The organism is Streptococcus sp. SCPM-O-B-23252 (M501) (assembly GCF_058200355.1).
In genome coordinates, this window is the sequence record NZ_JBYQGS010000001.1 from 1,112,286 (window position 1) to 1,131,536 (window position 19,251).

13 protein-coding genes are annotated in these 19,251 nt (G+C 42.0%); all 13 read right to left on the reverse strand.

Annotated elements, in window-relative coordinates; genetic code table 11:
• Positions 1-29: 29 nt before the first annotated feature.
• Positions 30-911, reverse strand: a complete 882-nt coding sequence (locus AC3E6G_RS05430) for a F0F1 ATP synthase subunit gamma (RefSeq protein WP_238656162.1) — start codon at positions 909-911, stop codon at positions 30-32.
• Between the two features lie 15 nt (positions 912-926).
• Positions 927-2,432: a F0F1 ATP synthase subunit alpha gene (atpA, locus tag AC3E6G_RS05435; protein ID WP_238656160.1), complete on the reverse strand. Its 1,506-nt coding sequence runs from the start codon at positions 2,430-2,432 to the stop codon at positions 927-929.
• Positions 2,433-2,447: 15 nt separating this feature from the next.
• A complete protein-coding gene (locus AC3E6G_RS05440; RefSeq protein WP_293887095.1) occupies positions 2,448-2,984 on the reverse strand; it encodes a F0F1 ATP synthase subunit delta in 537 nt (178 codons plus the stop codon).
• The gene (atpF, locus tag AC3E6G_RS05445) at positions 2,984-3,478 is read right to left on the reverse strand and encodes a F0F1 ATP synthase subunit B (RefSeq protein WP_306474510.1); all 495 of its coding nucleotides are present in this window, start codon (positions 3,476-3,478) and stop codon (positions 2,984-2,986) included. Before atpF ends, AC3E6G_RS05440 begins: the two co-directional genes overlap by 1 nt.
• 15 nt (positions 3,479-3,493) lie before the next feature.
• Positions 3,494-4,210, reverse strand: coding sequence for a F0F1 ATP synthase subunit A (atpB, locus tag AC3E6G_RS05450; RefSeq protein WP_287517113.1), 717 nt, complete (start codon positions 4,208-4,210; stop codon positions 3,494-3,496).
• A gap of 32 nt (positions 4,211-4,242) precedes the next feature.
• Entirely contained in the window at positions 4,243-4,443 is a 201-nt protein-coding gene (locus tag AC3E6G_RS05455; RefSeq protein WP_006596628.1) for a F0F1 ATP synthase subunit C, read from the reverse strand.
• Positions 4,444-4,715: 272 nt separating this feature from the next.
• Positions 4,716-10,562, reverse strand: a complete 5,847-nt coding sequence (locus tag AC3E6G_RS05460; RefSeq protein ID WP_490700608.1) for a ZmpA/ZmpB/ZmpC family metallo-endopeptidase — start codon at positions 10,560-10,562, stop codon at positions 4,716-4,718.
• Between the two features lie 302 nt (positions 10,563-10,864).
• Positions 10,865-12,292, reverse strand: coding sequence for a glycogen synthase GlgA (glgA, locus tag AC3E6G_RS05465; protein WP_490700609.1), 1,428 nt, complete (start codon positions 12,290-12,292; stop codon positions 10,865-10,867).
• Positions 12,292-13,428 (reverse strand): glucose-1-phosphate adenylyltransferase subunit GlgD, encoded by a 1,137-nt coding sequence (glgD, locus tag AC3E6G_RS05470; RefSeq protein WP_125335360.1) that lies wholly within the window; start codon positions 13,426-13,428, stop codon positions 12,292-12,294. The genes glgA and glgD overlap by 1 nt, the downstream gene beginning before the upstream one ends.
• Positions 13,418-14,560: a glucose-1-phosphate adenylyltransferase gene (locus tag AC3E6G_RS05475; protein WP_048689275.1), complete on the reverse strand. Its 1,143-nt coding sequence runs from the start codon at positions 14,558-14,560 to the stop codon at positions 13,418-13,420. The genes glgD and AC3E6G_RS05475 overlap by 11 nt, the downstream gene beginning before the upstream one ends.
• 117 nt (positions 14,561-14,677) lie before the next feature.
• Positions 14,678-16,579 carry a 1,4-alpha-glucan branching protein GlgB gene (gene glgB, locus AC3E6G_RS05480; protein WP_490700610.1) on the reverse strand — a complete coding sequence of 634 codons (1,902 nt, stop codon included), beginning with the start codon at positions 16,577-16,579 and terminating at the stop codon, positions 14,678-14,680.
• A gap of 386 nt (positions 16,580-16,965) precedes the next feature.
• Positions 16,966-18,699, reverse strand: a complete 1,734-nt coding sequence (ptsP, locus tag AC3E6G_RS05485) for a phosphoenolpyruvate--protein phosphotransferase (RefSeq protein ID WP_048789642.1) — start codon at positions 18,697-18,699, stop codon at positions 16,966-16,968.
• A gap of 2 nt (positions 18,700-18,701) precedes the next feature.
• A complete protein-coding gene (locus AC3E6G_RS05490) occupies positions 18,702-18,965 on the reverse strand; it encodes a phosphocarrier protein HPr (protein ID WP_006596636.1) in 264 nt (87 codons plus the stop codon).
• Positions 18,966-19,251 lie beyond the last annotated feature (286 nt).

The window sequence follows — 19,251 nt, forward strand, 5'->3', positions numbered from 1 at the left end:
TTGTATTGTTAAAATGTGCATCGAATCAACTACTCAAGCGCACTCGCTCCTGCAACAATTTCCGTAATTTCTTGCGTAATGGTTGCTTGACGAGCACGGTTGTATTGAATGGTCAATTCATCAATTACCTTCTTGGCATTGTCTGTTGCGGTTTGCATGGCCATCATACCGGCAGCATTTTCAGCTGTTTTGGCATCAATGATGGCTCCATAAATCATACTTTCCGCAAACTGTGGAAGCAATTGATCCAAAATCGCATCGCGGTCTGATTCCAACTCCAGATTCAAGATATAATCTGCATCTGCTTCATTGGGGTCCAAGTCAATGATCGGAAGCATTTGCTCTACCCGCAATTGACTGGTCAAACTATTGACGTGGTGATTATAACAGACATACAATTCATCAAACAATTCATTTTGATACATTTGGACTGTTTTGGTGATGATCTTCCGCACTTCATCAAAGCTTGGTTGATCAGCTAGACCACGTAGTTCATAAACCGGCTGGATGCCTCTTGCTCTAAAGAAATCTGCCCCAATACTTCCAATACAGATGACTTCAAAATCCTCACCTGTTGGATGGTATTCTTCCTTCAATTCCATGACAGACTTGAGGATAGAGGCGTTGTAGCCCCCCACGAGTCCACGGTCAGAAGTGATGACAATATAAGCAGACTTTTTGACCGGACGACTCTTTAAAAATGGATGGTACTTAGCATTTTCAGCCTCGTGTCCATGTAAGAGGTCGGTCAATAGTTTACGAACCTTAGATGCGTAAATTTGGAAGTCCCTGGCAGCTTGCTCAGACTTCCCAAGTTTGGCAGCAGATACCATCTGCATAGCATTTGTAATTTGACTGGTATTCTTTGTCGATGCAATTTTATTTTTGATATCATTTAAAGAAACTGCCATCTGCCACTCCTATTTCTATTTGAAACTTGATTGGTTGACAAAGTCAGTAATCACTGCATCCATTGTTTCTTCACTTGGAAGATCTTTGGTAGTACGAATGGTTTCAAAGATATCTGCATGATGTGCTTCTACAAAGGCAAACAGTTCCTCTTCAAAGCGAAGGATATCATCAACTGGTACACTATCCAAGAATCCATGTGTCAATGCATACAAGATCACAACCTGTTTTTCAACAGTTAATGGTTCATGGACCGGTTGTTTCAAGACTTCTACTGTCCGGCGACCACGGTTCAACTTAGCTTGAGTAGCCGCATCCAAGTCACTACCAAACTTGGTGAAGGCTTCCAACTCACGGTAAGAAGCTAGGTCAATACGGAGAGTCCCCGCAACCTTCTTCATAGCCTTGATTTGGGCTGATCCACCAACCCGTGAGACAGATGATCCCGCATCGATGGCTGGACGAATACCTGAGTTAAAGAGGCTATCTTGCAAGAAGATTTGTCCATCTGTGATCGAAATCACGTTAGTTGCGATATAAGCGGAAATATCTCCTGCTTGTGTTTCAATAATTGGAAGCGCAGTGATGGAACCACCACCCAATTCATCTGATACTTTGGCAGAACGTTCCAATAAACGGCTATGAAGGTAGAAGACATCCCCTGGGAAGGCTTCCCGTCCTGGCGGACGACGAAGAAGAAGGGACAATTCACGGTAAGCAACGGCTTGTTTTGACAAATCATCATAGACGATCAAAACGTGTTTGCCATTGTACATGAACTCTTCGGCCATCGCAACCCCTGCATATGGTGCAAGGAATAGCAATGGAGACGGTTGTGAGGCTGATGCTGTTACGACAATGGTATAATCCATTGCTCCATACTTGTGAAGTGTTTCTACTTGTGTCCGAACCGTTGATTCTTTTTGTCCAATTGCGACATAGATACAGATCATGTCTTGATCCTTTTGGTTCAAGATGGTATCGATGGCAATAGAGGTTTTCCCTGTTTGACGGTCTCCGATGATCAATTCCCGTTGGCCCCGTCCGATTGGAACGAGGGCATCAATGGCTTTCAAACCGGTTTGAAGGGGCTCTGAGACAGATTTCCGTTGCATAACACCAGGAGCTGGTGTTTCAACTGGACGGAAGGTATCTGTTACGATGTCTCCCAAGCCATCCACTGGTTGACCAAGAGGATTGACAACCCGACCAATCAAGGCATCCCCAGCAGGGACTTCCATGATTTTACCAGTCCGACGAATCGAGTCTCCTTCACGAATATCCGTGAAGTCTCCAAGGATAATAATCCCGACATCTGTCGTTTCCAAGTTTTGCGCCATCCCGTATGAGCCGTTTTCAAAGATCAACAACTCACCACTCATTGCATTTTCAAGGCCATGAGCACGCGCAATCCCGTCACCAATATAGGTAACGACTCCGGTCTCTGTGACGTCAAAATTTGGCTGGAAATTTTCAATTTGTTGCTTAATTAAAGCGCTGATTTCTTGTGCGTTAATCGCCAAAATTCACACCACTTTCTATTTCAAATTTGCTTTTATGACTTGCAATTGACGTTTGAGACTAGTATCTAAGGTCTTGTGATTTGCTGAAACCACAAAACCACCAATCAAATCTGGATCCAATTTTTCTTTCAACGAACGAACTTGGATGCCAAATTTCTTTTCAATAATAGGAATCAATTTCTCTTTTTGAGCCTGATCGAGTCCTGCAACCGAAGAAACGGTTACTTCGAAACAGTTGCTCACTTGTTGAATTTGATCCATACTAACTCTGACAATGTCATAAAATAAGGCTTCACGATGATTGAGAATAACCACTTCAATCAAATGGTCTAGTAATGCTGAATCCGAGTTTTGGAAAAGTCGCAGACTTTTCGCCTTCTCTTCATCCTCTACACCGATATGAGCTAAAAATGCAGCAAGGCCTGTTTCTTCAAAAACAGCCTTTATTTGACTTAGTTGTTCATAAACGTCATCTTGCTGATTCTTTTCAAATACCAATTGAACAAAAGGCTGGGAATATTTCTCAATTACCATTAATTGCTTTTTGTCCATTAGGCATCTCCTAATTCATTTAGGTAGCGATCGATCAGTTGGCGATGGCCTTCAGAGTCCAACTGTTGGCTTAGCAATTTACCTGCCAAGTTAACGGTTAGGTCTGCGACATCTCCCTTGATACTGTTCATCGCTTCTTCTTTATTTTGCGAAATTTCTAATTGCGCTTTTTCTTTCAAGCGAAGGGCTTCTTGGTTGGCTTCACTGAGAATATGAGCCTTATTTTTTTCGGCTGTTTCCTTAGCCGTTTCAAGAATGGTCGTTGCTTCTTGACGACTACCTGCCAACTCTTCTTCGCGTTTTGCAGCTAGTTCCTCAGCCTTTTTACGGGCCGCCTCTGCTTGGTCAATATCATTGATAATTTTTTCAGCACGCGCATCCAAAATACTGGTAATATTGCCCCAAGCAAATTTCTTTACTAAAAAGATTAATAAGAGGAAGGAACCAGCGATTAGTATAAAGTCACCAATAATGGTACCAATTGTTAAATCCATCTTCTACTCCTCTACTTACTCTTCCTCACCGTTTATTTTTTTACCTATGTACATGGATGACAACATGGTAAATACATAGGCTTGGATACATGAAATGAAAATCGAAAAGGCTGTCCATAACATGCTTCCGATAAAGGCTACTGGATACCAATAAAAGGCTTGTTGAGACAAGGCTAAAAGCAAGCCTGCCAATACTTCACCGGCAAAAATATTCCCGTAGATCCGAATTGCTAAGGAAGCAAAATTGGTCACCTCTTCTAGGAGGTTCATCGGGGTCATAAAACCAGGAGTCGCAAAGGCCTTCAAGTATTCCTTAAAGCCTCGACGACGAACTCCTTCCACATGTGCGATCAAGGTGATCATAAAGGAGAGAGATAAGTCATAGCCGAGGTTAGCCGTTGGGGAAGTCCACAAGTTATAACCGTTTGTTGTTTGAACTTTTGCCATTAAACCAATATTATTGGCCACCAAGATAAAGAGAAAGAGAGAAAACAAGAACAAAGAATAGTTCTTCATATAGTGCTCTCCAATGTTTCCCTTGGTAAAACTAATGACAAAATCATAGATCATCTCAAGAGCATTTTGTTTGCCCTTGGGACGAAGGGTCATTTTGCGACTTGCCCAATAGACAAAGGCAAAGACCATCAGAACGGTTACAAGAGACATGGCAAGTAGGGTCAAATCAAAGGATACAGGTCCAATATTTAGGGTTGGATTCACACTTTCTTCCAAGGTTTGACACCTCCTTTCCTAAATAGAGAAGTCTATTTAATAACGAAGGCCATGGCCAAGGTTACGAAGAAGGTACCTTCTACAAAGGCGATCCCGAGGATCAAAAGGCTACGTAATTGACCGATAATCTCTGGTTGACGAGAAGCAGCTTTGAAAAGATTACTCATAATCAATCCTTCAGCAATGGACACGCCGAAGCAGGCAAAACAAAGACCTAAAAATGTTAAATTCATGATGAATTCTCCTTAAATAAATTTTACTCCCTTAGTTTACTCCTAAAAGATATAATAGTCAAATGTTTGCCTAGAAAGAAAACGTTTTACGGCAATTCTGTTACTACTTTCAAAATTCCTCTTGCCACTAGTTTTCAAAAGACCCTAATCGTTTTTAGACACTTTGTCTATTTTTGTATTCCACACAAATTTATATTATTTTTATCAGAAGAGGAAGCATTATTACCAAGGATAGAAAAAACTCACCTGACGAGCAGATGAGCATTTTCTTCCTATTTAAAAATAGGGGTTTTGAAACTGTCCGTTTGTTGCAGCAATTTCTTAAAGATTTTTTCTTTCAGTGAAACAGTATTGTCAAATTTGACAGAACCGTTACTTAGAGTAGCCTTATCTTTATCTACTGCTTCAGCAAATGCACGTTTCAAGTCTTCATAGCTATTGTAGGTTTTACCATCGATGTCAATAGCCTGAATTCCGTTTTTGGCACTGGTTACCACTTCATTGAAGTAAGCTTTCTTCCAGTCTTCAAGGGTACTGAATCTTCCATCAGAAATCTTCTGAATTACGAAGTCATCTCCTAGAGTGGCAAGTCCAGCTTGTTTGGACTCTTGTTTATACTTGTTTGAAGCATAACCTAGGAATCCTTTTTCATAGCCATAATAACCCCAGAGTCTGAAGGTATTGTGTTTGAAGGACATTGCTCCAGGAGCCCCTTCACTGGTGTTCCCACCATAGATCCCTGTCATCATCGGTACGGTCACATAGGCTGATCCAAAGTCAGATGGATTATAAACGCCATTTCCAGGACCACGGTTGGTCATGAAGTTATTGGTTACTAGGTCATCAACTGAATGCAAAGGAATATCTTTTTCTTCATCACTTAAAGGTCTAACCTTGTCGAATTGATTCTTAGTGTTAGCTCCTCGATATTGTTTATCAACCTTCTTGAACCATACATTGTTTAAGTCTTGACTGCCTTTGTTGAGGACAGCTTCTCCTTCTAGGTAATCCAGAAGCATGAGGGTATCATTATAACCCTTCATGTAGCGATCAATCTCCTCGCGTGAAGTCAGATCATTTGGATTAGTGTTATACCATTGATTTCCATCGTTTGGACGTTCATAAGCCATGTTGAGACCAAGGGCTTTGTATTCACCATTTGGATTGGATACGGATGGAGTTTGCAACATTCCTTGAGCAAATGCTTCAAGATCTGTTCCTTCACGGTGTCTTGAGCCACCTAGATAAACCATGCGGTCATTAACGTGAGTCGTTTCGTGGGTAAAGGCAGAAACCCCAAAATCACTAACCATATCCGTCACCATAAAGAAGACAGAGTCATCTTTATATGGATTGGCATAAACGCGAGCTACAGCTCCCATACGACCATCAGTCGCATGGTAACGGTCGGTCGGACCATACAATTCACGGATTGGAGCCACATCTTTGCCACTGTTGGTATGTCCATAACGATCTGTACTAATGCCCTTGTAGTTTTGGTTATCAAGGACAGGGGTCGGCACCATATTATTGCTCTTCAAGAGTTGATTGCGAACCTTATCCGTTGCTAGACGTGACCAGAAATCTAGGTAATTTTGTTGCCCTTTAGCGACTTTATCAATTTCCGCTTTGAAGGCATTGCGTTCTGCTTCCGTGTTCTTGCCATATTTCTCGAAGGAACTATAGGCCATGGTATTGTAGGTTGAAATCAAGAACATATGAGCATCTTTTAAGTTCAAGAGTGGCAAGATCATTTTACCGTGAACATCATTGTTTAAGCCCTCATAGGCTCTGTGCTTAGCAGATGCGAATGCTGGATTGGTTGTCTCAGGCTCGACAATATAGACATTGTCTTTGGTTGCTTTGATGAACCAATCATTCAAGTTTGTATCACTTGTAAAGAGTTCCATGTTGTATTGCAAGAAATCATTGAGATTGCCAGAGCGAGTATGCTTAGCCACGACTTCACGGAAGGCATCGTGTGTACGAGTTCCTTTGACATAATCTTCTTTTGAACCAATTTCAATCAAACGGTCTAAAACATCGACATTCTTCCCATAGAAGTCTGGCTTGAACAACATGAGTTGCTTGATATTGAAATCATCAAACTTCACTCCGTAATAACGGTTAAGGTAAGATAGGCCAAGGAGAACCGCTGCCTTGTTATCATCAATTTTCTTGATCAAAGCACGTTTAGCAGCCTCATCTGTGTTTAATTGATGATCCTCATTTTCAACCAACTGTTTCACAAATTTAGTAAGATTATCCTTAACTTCTTTGAAGGTTTCTTCAAGATAAAGGTTCTTAATAGCATTAACTTTGTTTGGACCAGTTCTACCAAGGTGCGTGTAGATTGGGTCAGATTGTAATTCCACAGGACTCAATTTTTCAACAATAGCATTGATGAGATCACTACGGTCTTTGTCCACCATATTCGGCGTGTAGACTACTTCACCGAGCTCCGCTACACTGTACTCTTTCACTTGTTTGACTTTAGACTCTTTCGGTGAAATGCTGAAGACATCTTTGGTCTTATCTGCGTAGTGGATCAGGATGTGGTCGACATCAGCTAGTTCAGTGACAAAATCATTGCCCTTCATAGCGGTCACAGACAAGACTTCCTTGGTCAAGAGAGGACTCGTTGCGGCCAATTTATTCCCTTGGTCGACAATCCATTCTTTATTGTAGAATGGTTGCAATTTAGCGATATTGCGGTAAGCTAGCTCACGAGTCGCATCGTAACCAGTGATTCCCTTGTATTGATCGTCTTTGCTAACAAGGTGATTGAGCGTATCTTCAATTGGTTTGCTGCTGGTAAATGTTTGAGCCGTGATTCCCATTGCTTCGATTTTTTGATCAGCTTCTGCCAGCGAGATGCTAGGGATTTTACGGGAGTTGTTAAAGGTTTTCTTCCCTTCACTCACGCCTTCCACACTGTAATTGCGCTTGGTTCTTGAATAGGTGAAGTAATCATCTGCATCGATATCTGAATGACCAAATACCATCTCACCTGTTTTGACTTTCATCATCGTGATGTTGTCTTCAATAGCACCCAAGGCCCAGTTGGTACCCAGCAATCCACCAGACTGAACAGCTTCTTTGAGTTCGATAGAACCTTTAGCAACTGAATTTCTGAGGACCCCTTCTTTACCAACCGTGTGGTTATTTCCACCATTTTGAGAGGAATAGACTAGACCTGCAGCTTTGGCTTTGTTCCCAGTAATTTCAGCATCAACGTAAGCCTTTTCAACAACACCTTTCCAGTTTTCGCCAACAACACCCGCTAGATAGCCACCTTTGTTACCAGTAGCGTGCAGTTTCCCGATAAAGGCAACATTGCTGACCTTCCCACTACCATCAATTTTATTGACGATCCCTGCTACGTCATTGTTCCCAACAACACTTCCTGTTACTTTAACATTTTCAACAGTTGCATTGTTTTTGATGACACCTGCGATTGGGGCTACTCGATCAGTCCCAGGTAGGTCAATCGCAATATTTTCAAGCAAGAGATTCTTAACCGAGCCACCTTCGATGTTCCCAAAAAGTGGTCGAGTGATATTATGGATGGCAAATGTATTTCCATCCGTACTTTCCAAAATTCCCTTGAAGGCATTGGTTACATAAGATTTTCCTGCTGGTTGGACATTGGCCGCATTCATATTGCTACCCAGTTTAAAGGTGCCAGACGGATTGGCTTGCATGGCTTTTACAAGTTCGTTGAAATTGTAGTAGACATCACCTTCATGAGCTTTGGGTTTGGCAATATAGTGGACATAGTCCTCATTGAACTGGTTGTCTGCAGTCCGTTGGACCAAATCTGGAGCTTTGGCTGTTACTTTGTAGAGGGTCGCGCCATCTACCGTCACTTCTTCGATTTTATCAACGGCTAGTTTCGTGACCTTATTATCATGGGTGGTAACCTTTAAGTAGTATGGTTTCACATCAGACGGTGTTTCAGTCAAGAGGCTGCTATCCGTCTCAAGACCTTGGTCATCCACGCTAATCAGACTGGTTTCCTTGATGTTTTTGATTTCAACTTTTTTAAGGTCAAGTCTTAGCGGTTCTTCCTTAAGAACTTCTTCTTCATCCCCATTTCCACGGTCATAGACCATGGTCGTTGCGAGCGTATAATCCTTGTAGTAGTCCAAGTCCGCTAAGGCAGCTGCTAAGTCCGTCTCTGAAAGGGCAAACGTTTTAACCACTTGATCACCCTTCTTCAATACAGCCTGGATAGACTTGATGGTCACACCGTCTGGTTTGTCCAAACGATAAGTAGCTTTAGCACTACGCTTCAATTCTTCCTTCTCGACCTGGGTCAAGGTTAAGGTTGGCTTTTCAAGTTCTTTAGTCCCTTTTTGAATGATCTGATCTTGCGCTTGTTCTACCACTTCTTCGGAAATCGTAGGAGCATCCGCCGTTTTAACTCCCTTGATGGTCTTGTAAACCTTGGTGATTTTCTTCTTCCCATTCTTACCGGCTTGAGAAACCCTTTCAGTTCCTTTTAGCAAGGTGCCATCTTGTTCGGTTACCGTCTTAAATGGAATCTCCTCAAAAGCAACTTCCTCTGTTTGGCCTTCAATCGCCTTACTTCCACGACTGATTCTTTCTGTCACAGGAGCTTTTACCGTTTCAGTTGTCGTGCTGAGGGGCTCGCCAATCTTCTCACCATTGACCGTCTTATAAACACGACGAATCTCCTGACTACCAGCCTCGCCTTTCTGAAGAAGGCTTTCTTCATCGGTGTAACGATTAGCATCCGTTACATACTCTGTTTCATATGGAAGGATTACCGTTTCTGTCTCCGTCACTGTCCCTTCGATCGCTTGGTAAACTGGGTTCTCCGGTTGAATTGGGGCTTCGCCGACATGGCCTTCTTCTTGCGTTCCCTTGGCTTCCACAACACCGGTATAGGCTGGAGTCTCTGGTTGAACGGGAGCTTCACCGACATGGCCTTCTTCCTGGGTTCCCTTGGCTTCAACGACACCTGTATAGGATGGAGTCTCCGGTTGAACAGGTGCTTCTCCTACATGACCTTCTTCTTGTGTTCCCTTGGCTTCAACGACACCTGTATAGGTTGGGTTCTCCGGCTGAACAGGCGCTTCTCCCACATGACCTTTTTCCTGAGTTCCCTTAGCTGTGACTACTGGGGCAGGTTGTGGACTTGGTTGAACATCCTCCTTGGTCCCGACAGCAAGAATTTGTGAAACTGGTTCTTTAGTAAGCTTGCTTTCAACTACTTTGCGAACTTCCTGACCATTTACCGTACTTACTTCTGTTAAAACAGTCTGTTCACCATTTTGTCCAGCTCTTAAAACTACTGTTTGACCTTTTGCTAAAGTAGGATCTGCTTGTTCTACCGTTTCAAACGGAATAATTTCTGTTGAAACTTCAACGTTTGGCTTGTCCACTATAGGGAATGCAGGACCCTCTTCAGGTGTTACCTGAGATAGAGTCTTTCCTTCTGTTGCAGGTTGGGATACAGGCTTCTCCTCCACTCTTACATGAGGTTCTTGGCCCGTAGCTCTTGGATCAACTGGACAACGCAGGTAGCCAACATAGTCATAGCCTTCAATCGGAATGACACCATTGGCTAGTTCTTTACTGCTTGCAATTGAAAGAGTTTGATTGTAGCTTGCTAACTCAATATTTTGCAAGGCTGCGGCATCAATAGATAAGAGCAGACTTTGCCCCATGGAACCAATTAATAGGAGTCCCATTACTTTTTTTCGGTGTTTTTTGGACAGCAAAAGAACTGCTAAAGAGGCAGTCGCTAAACTAAGGCCAGCAATCGCCAATTCGGTCGTCCCTGTTTGTGGTAGTAGCCCTTGACTAGGTGTTTTTTTCTTATACACCAGATAAAAGGTATCTTCATTTTGATATTCTTCAGGAATTGCACGAATCACCTGAGCTTGTTCCTCAGGAGTCAACTCATTTTCCGTGACATACCCCATATGAACTGTCGCTTCTGCCGTGAATTGATCAGCTTGTACAGAATGCGCTCCTACTACACTCCCTGCAAAAAGAAGGGCTCCAATAGCAACCGGACCTACTCCGACGGATAATTTCCGAATCGAATACTTGGTAATCTTTTCAAAAGCTTGTCTTCTTTGTTTCATCCTATAATTTCCTACATAGTAATATTTGTAAATCATAGGAAGTCACATTTATGTTTGGAGAGGAATGACACTTCCCCTAAAACGCTTCCCGTGATTTTTTACCTTTATCTATCTTATCTTTTTTCGAATCTTTTAGCAACTCATTTTGCTCAGATTTCTTCCCTTTTTGCTTCCTATATGTAAGTAGCTCCTCTTCCTTTCTTAGCAACAAAAAAACTCCTAAAATGTACCGGCCCCAAGAGTCAGATTTTTCTGTCTAACTTTTGGGGTCAGTTCAAAATAGGCGTTTTTAGAGATTTATCTTACAAAGACTGATAGAGATCCGCATAGTGTTGACTAGCCGTATCCCAAGAGAAATCACGACTCATGGCTTCTCTTTGAAGACCGTACCAAGCATTCTTATCATGAGTATAGACTGTCAAAGCTTGATCGACAGCCCAGTTTAACCAATAACCAGATAGGTTGTTAAAGCTAAATCCAGTACCACTGCCATCGATGACATTATAGGCTTGCACTGTGTCACGCAGTCCCCCTACCTCGTGAACCAATGGCAAGGTGCCGTAGCGCATAGCCATCATTTGAGAAAGTCCACATGGTTCAAATCGGCTTGGCATCAAGAAAACATCCGAAGCAGCATAGATTTCTTGCGCCAACTGGACATCAAACATAATATTGGCAGAGAGTTTATCTGGATAAGCTTGACCAAACCAAGCAAAGGCTTGCTCAAAGCCAGGATCCCCTGTACCCAAAAGAACGATTTGGATATCCTTTTGTAGAATGTTGTGGAGTTCTTCAACCACCACATCAAAGCCTTTTTGGCGGGTCAAACGAGAAACAATTCCAAACAAGGGAACATCATCACGTACCGGAAGTCCGACACGTTCCTGAAGAGCTCGCTTACTTGCTGCTTTCCCTGATAAATCATCTCGACTGAAATGATAGGTCAAGAGCGGGTCTGTTTCAGGATTGTAGAGGTCTGTATCGATTCCATTCACAATCCCCGTTAATTTACCAGATTCCATCCGCAAGATTTGATCGAGTCCGCAACCATATTCAGCCGTCATGATTTCATAACCGTAACTTGGTGAAACAGTGGTCACACGATCAGCATAGAGGATTCCGGCCTTCATCCAGTTCAAGCAATCCTTCCAACGAAGTGTCCCATCTTCATAGCGTTCAAATCCAACTCCAAACAAATCCCACAGCATTCCTGGGTCAAACTGCCCTTGGAACTCTAGATTATGGATGGTCAAGACAGACTTAATACCATTGTAAGCTTGAATCCAACGGTATTTTTCCTTAAGAAGGAAAGGAATCATGGCAGTATGATAATCATGAACATGGATGATATTTGGAATAAAGTCTACTCGTTCCATCATCTCCAGCGTTGCCAATTGGAAGTAGGCAAAGCGCTCCCCATCATCAAAATCTCCGTAGACATGCCCTCTAAAGAAATATTTCTGGTTATCAATAAAATAGAAAGTAACACCATCACGATAGATGCGTTTCACACCAACGTATTCACTTCTCCATCCAACTCTGGTCTCGAAGTGTAGCACATCTTCAACTTGGTCGCCAAATTTCGCCTCTACCATGTCATAGTAGGGGAGGACGACACGAACATCATGGCCTTTTTTAGCCAAGGATTTAGGGAGTGCCCCAATAACGTCTCCCAAGCCCCCCGTTTTTGAAAAAGGAGCTCCTTCAGCGGCAACAAACAATAATTTCATTATCCAATATCCTCTGTAATTACAGCACCTTTTTTAATCACAAGAGGTGCCTCTTTGGTTCCACGAATGGTAACGCCAGTTTCAACTACGACACCCTTGTCAAGAATCGCATGCTCTACGACTGCTCCCTCATGGACAACAACACCTGGGAACAAGAGACTGCTACGAATTTCTGCCCCCTTATGGAGATGAACCCGACGAGAGATGACAGAATCATGTACCAAAGCTTCGACAATGCTTCCTGAGGCAAATTGCGAATTCTTAATTTGCGAACCAGTCGCATAGTAAGTTGGCTCTTCATTTTTCACCTTGGTATAAACTTTTTGATTTGGTGAGAAGAGTGACATGAATTTCTGAGTTTCCAACATGTCAAGATTAGCGCGGTAATATGACTCAACAGAGTGAATATTGGCAATATAGCCAGTGTATTCAAAAGCGAATGCCCCATATTCAACCGCTAAATCACGTAAGATATAACGCAGTTTTTCTGGATGTTCCTTATGAACTTCTTGCTCCAATTTTTCAATCAACCAAGGAGTATCCACAATAAAGATGTCGGTCGACATATTGTAAAGTGCTTCAGGATCTTGGCCTTCAAACAATTTTTGACCAGTCACATGGTCTGTCTCATCAATATCCAAGATTGCATTTACTTCTGAGATATCCCGTTGATGCATCTTTTTGTAAACTACTGTAATAGGTGCATCAATGGTATTATGCAAATGGAAAACCTGGTTCAAATCAATATTCACCAAGACGTCACAGTTCAGAGCGACTGTCTGGTTCGAACCAGAGCGTTTCAAATAGGTCAAGAGTTGCTCGTAGTATTCTTTGCCAACGTTTGAACTTTCTACTGGAGTGTTGTAGATACCGAGATAGTAGTGACTCAAGAGGGTTGACAAGCCCCACTCACGACCAGAGCGAATATGGTCAAAGACAGAACTGATATTTTCTTGCTGGAAGATACCAAATACACTACGAATTCCCGCATTAGCGAGGCTAGAAAGCGGGAAGTCGATCAAGCGATATTTTCCATCAAATGGCAGACTGGCAACAGGACGATGATCTGTCAATGATGACATATCATGGAAGCCTACTGTGTTTCCTAAAATGGCTGAATACTTATCAATCTTCATCTGTTGCTACCCCCACTTTTTCGTTATATCCAACGACTTGTACTTCTTCCGTTCCATCGATGACAACACCTTCTGAAACAACTGCTCCTTCACCGATAATAGCACGTTTAATCACAGCACCTTGACCGATAATGGCACCACTCATGACGACAGAATCTTCAACGACTGCACCTTTACGAACTTGTGCTTCCGTAGACAGGATAGAACGTTTTACTGTTCCGTCTACCAAGCATCCATCCACTACCAAGGAATCTTCAATTTGGGCATGTTCGCCAAAGGAATTTGGTGGTGAAATCAAGTTACGAGAATAGATCTTCCAGTGACGATCCCGGCTGTCCAAGGCATTGTTTGGATCAATGTATTCCATATTCGCTTCCCAGAGAGATTCAATAGTTCCCACGTCTTTCCAATAGCCATTGAATTCATAAGCATAGACACTTTCTCCAGATTCAAGGTAAGTTGGAATAACGTTTTTACCGAAGTCAGACATATCGATGTCACTCTTCTCTGCAGCCACTAGCATGTTGCGAAGACGAGACCAGTCAAAGATATAAATTCCCATAGAAGCTTTTGTTGATTTTGGCTCTGCAGGTTTTTCTTCAAATTCGACAATTCGATTGTTGGCATCCGTATTCATAATTCCGAAACGGCTAGCTTCTTTTAAAGGTACATCTAATACAGCTACTGTAAGGCTGGCATTGTGATCTTTGTGAGACTGAAGCATGTCGTCATAGTCCATCTTGTAGATATGGTCTCCAGAAAGGATCAACACATACTCTGGATTGATGCTATCGATGTAGTCGATATTTTGGAAAATCGCATGACTTGTTCCTTCAAACCAACGATTTCCTTCACTTGCAGAATAAGGTTGAAGGATAGAAACCCCAGTATTAATACCATCAAGACCCCAACTGGAACCATTTCCGATATGGTTGTTTAAGGCAAGCGGTTGATACTGAGTAATCACGCCAACATTGTGGATACCTGAGTTGGCACAGTTGGATAAGGCAAAGTCAATAATACGATAACGTCCACCAAATTGCACTGCAGGTTTGGCAATGCTTTGAGTGAGTTTTCCAAGGCGAGTTCCTTGCCCACCAGCAAGGATCAGAGCTAGCATTTCATTCTTCATTGATTACTCCTTTTTGGATTGACGAGACCTTCTTCCCACCTCTGAGGAGAGGCAATGTGGCCTCTTCTACAGACTTAGGAATGGGATCATAGACTGCGATCAGTAGATCACCAACAACTATTTTTTTGTTTTAGACACATTGGAACGAAGTTTTCGTTTCACTTTCCATACACTAGCTCCAAGAGCCGGTAAGGTGAAGGTCAAGGTTTGTGGATAATCTTTCCATAATCCCTCTTGAGTCTTCACTTCCTGGTTGTGCTCTTTCCAGACACCTCCCCATTTCTCTAATTCTGTATTCCAAACTTCTTCATAGACCCCAGCAACAGGGACGCCGACTGTAAAGTCCTTACGCTCTACTGGTGCCATATTAAAGATACATAGCAGATGATTTCCTTTTTTATCCTTACGAGTAAAGGTCAAGACACTTTGATCTCGGTTATCTGCATCAATAATCTCAATACCATCATAGCTATCATCAATTTCCCAGAGCATCTTGTTATCTTTGTAGAATTGATTGAGCTGTGAAGTAAACTCTTGCATCTTGCGGTTCATGTCATCTTCTAGATTGGACCATTCTAGCTGTTCTTCAGACTTCCATTCTAAGAATTGGCCAAACTCTGAACCCATGAAGAGCAATTTCTTACCTGGGTGACAAATCTGATAGGTCAAGAGGTTGCGCAAGCCAGCGAACTGGTTGTAGCGATCTCCCCACATCTTATGCATGAGACTCTTCTTCCCGTGGACCACTTCATCATGAGAGAATGGCAACAAGAAGTTTTCAGAGAAAGCATACATAAAGCTAAAGGTCACCAAGTTGAAATCAAATTTCCGATAAATAGGATCTTCCTCATAGAAGCGAAGGATATCATTCATCCAGCCCATATTCCACTTGTAGTCAAATCCTAAACCGCCATACTCTTCTGGACCAGTGATCTTGGTGCCAGATGAACTTTCCTCCGCTGCCATGATGACATCCGGATGTTCTGATTTAATCACAGCATTCATCCGCTTAAGGAAATGGATCCCCTCATAGTTGAGATTTCCACCATCAATATTTGGTGTCCATGGACCACTATCGTAGTCTAAGTAAAGCATGTTGCTGACCGCATCGACCCGGATTCCATCCAAATGGTAAAACTCAATCCAGAATTTTACACTAGAGATGAGGAAGGATTGAACCTGGTTTTTCCCTAGGTCAAAGTTCATTGCTCCCCAGCCATAGTTGTGGGCACGATGGTGGTCCTGGTATTCAAAAGTAGGTGTTCCATCGTAATAAGCCAAGGCATCATCATTGATAGTAAAGTGACCCGGCACCCAGTCCACAATCACCCCGATGTTATTCAAGTGACAGGCCTCAACGAAATCCTGAAACTCTTCCGGTGTTCCGTAGGTATGCTCTAAGGCAAAGTAACCCATCAATTGGTAGCCCCAACTTAATCCAAGCGGGTGAGCCATCACCGGCATGAACTCCACATGGGTATAGTTCATTTTTACCAAGTAGGGAATCAAGTCTTCCTTCAACTGAGCAAATGAATAAGGACTTCCATCTTCATTGCGTTTCCATGAACCGGCATGAACTTCATAAATATTTACTGGACGAGATCTAAAGCCAAGTTTTCTCCGTCTAGCCATCCAGAGTCCATCTTTCCATTTCCGTTCCGGAATATCTGTAATAACCGCTCCAGTACCCGGACGTTTTTCCATGCGGACTGCTAAAGGATCCACCTTCATCAAGCGGTGGCCATTTTGTCTTGTAACATGGAACTTATAGATATCGCCAACTTGAGGTGCAGTTGTAAAAACTTCCCAAACACCAGCTTCGTTTCTTACCATAGGAATTTCATTTTCTTCCCATTGGGTGAAATCACCTACCAGGTGTACTGCCTGAGCATTTGGAGCCCATACACGGAAACTATACCCTTCCACACCATCTACTTGCTCTTTATGAGCCCCTAGATAATGTTGAAGATGAAAGTTCTCTCCGGTTCCAAATGTATACAATGCTTGTTTCGTATCCATTCACTCACCTCTCTCGCTTTTATGTAAGCGCTTCCTATTGATATTATTCTACTATAAATAGTTGAAATATTCAAGATTTTTTCTTGAATAATACGATGAAAAATTATGAAAAGAATTTGAAACTTTCATTGTTTCCCTGAAATTTCCTAAAGTAGATTCATAATTGTTCAGTTTTCAAACTATCTTTCCAATATTATACTATAAAAATAATTGTAATTAAACCTATTTCCGAAAATTTTTGGAAAATTTAAATTTTTTGTTTTGATATAGCAACACCTACTCCATTTTTGTTCAGCTACTTCATTTAAAGAAACAAATACAGGTTTAAAATAAAAAAGCTACCACCTCTTCCGAGGTGATAACTTTTATCAGATTTTTAAGATCAATTAGTCTACGTTCACGTATTCTTTAGAAAGTTCAAGCACTTCTTCCATAGTTGAACATTCAGTAAGAGCACGATTGGCGTATTCTTGCATCTTAGCTGTGTCAAGTTTCTTCATCAAGCTACGTGTACGAAGGACAGATGTAGCTGACATAGAAAACTCATCCAAGCCCATTCCGACAAGAAGAGGAACAGCTGTTTGGTCACCAGCCATCTCACCACACATTCCAGCCCATTTACCTTCAGCGTGAGCTGCTTTGATCACATTGTTGATCAAACGAAGGATTGATGGGTTATATGGTTGGTAAAGGTATGAAACTTGTTCGTTCATACGGTCAGCAGCCATGGTGTATTGGATCAAGTCGTTTGTACCAATTGAGAAGAAGTCAACTTCTTTGGCAAATTGATCAGCCAACATCGCTGCTGCTGGGATTTCGATCATGATCCCTACTTCGATGTCGTCAGCAACGGCAACACCTTCCGCAACCAATTTCGCTTTTTCTTCTTCCAGAATACCTTTAGCTGTACGGAACTCTGTCAACAAAGCAACCATTGGGAACATGATCCGCAATTTACCGTGAACAGATGCACGAAGCAAAGCACGCAATTGTGTACGGAACATTTGGTTACCTGTTTCAGAGATAGAGATACGCAACGCACGGTAACCCAAAAATGGGTTCATTTCTTTAGGAAGATCGAAGTAAGGAAGTTCTTTATCCCCACCGATATCCATTGTACGAACGACAACAGGTTTACCGTTCATTCCTTCAAGAACCGCTTTGTATGCTTCATATTGATCATCTTCAGTTGGGAAATCTTGAGAATCCATGTACAAGAATTCAGTACGATAGAGACCAACAGCTTCTGCACCATTTTCGTTCACACCTTCAACGTCTTTAGGTGTACCGATGTTAGCAGCCAACTCGAAGTGTTTGCCATCTGCAGTAACAGTTTTGGCATCTTTCAAAAGAGCCCATTCAGCTTTTTGTTTAGCGTAAGCTTCACCAGCTGCTTTAAAGGCTGCAATTTGTTCTTCACTTGGGTTGATGACCACTTCACCAGTGATTCCAGATACAGCCAACACATCACCATCTTTTACAAGATCTGTAATGTTGTTTGTACCAAGAACCGCTGCAATTTCAAGTGTACGCGCCATGATAGCTGAGTGACTTGTACGTCCACCAATGTTTGTAACAAAGGCTTTAACAAACTGTTTGTTCAATTGAGCGGTATCGGATGGAGTCAAGTCATGCGCAACCACGATTGCTTCTTCATTGATGGTTGCAGGGTTTGGCAATTTCTTACCAAGCAAGTTTGCAAGAACACGTTTGGTCACGTCGCGAATATCTGCTGCACGTTCTTGCATGTATGGGTTATCTTCCATTCCTTCAAAGATGGTGATAAACATGTCTGTGACTTCTTTTAAACCAGCCTCAGCATTCACCTTCTTCGTGCGAATTGTTTCCTTGATCTGACCAACCATTTCAGGGTCAGAAAGGACCATCATGTGAGCATCAAATACTTGTGCCGCTTCCTCACCAAGGCTCGCTACTGCATTCTCCCGAATAAGAGAAAGCTCGTTCTGTGAAGCTTCAAGAGCTGCATCCAAACGAGCTTCTTCTGCATTTGTATCTTCAACTGAGATTGTTTCAAATGACAAGTCGGGTTGAACAAGTAGATATGCCTTAGCAACGGCAACACCATCAGATGCTGCAATTCCTTTAAGCATTTCTGTCATGTTTATGCCAATCCTTCTTTTTCCATTGTTTCAGCGATTGCTGCAAGAGCATCATCAGCGTCAGCACCTTCAGCTGAGATTACAACGTCAGCTCCTTGACCAACACCAAGGCTCATAACACCCATGATTGATTTCAAGTTAACTGATTTACCTTTGTATTCAAGAGTAATATCTGAAGCAAATTTGCTAGCAGTTTGAACCAACAAAGTTGCTGGACGTGCGTGGATACCTGTTTCTGCCACGATGTGGAAATCTTTAGAAGCCATAGTTTGACTCTCCTTTTAAAATTAGTTTTTGAGTTATCTGTGATAACCCTTACAATTTGCTATTATATCATCTTCTTCATTATTTTTCAAGATTTTTATCACACACTTACTGAAAATACTTACAGGAAGCACTCATTTTTTCTCTTCTTTTAAACTACTTTTTTTACTTTCTTCTATTAAATAAATAGAATTGCTTTCAGGGACACAGTATATAGAATTTTAGGAAAATAGTTCGAATTCCTTTGACTTAAAAAACCTATATTTTATCACGTTTTCCTCAATTTTC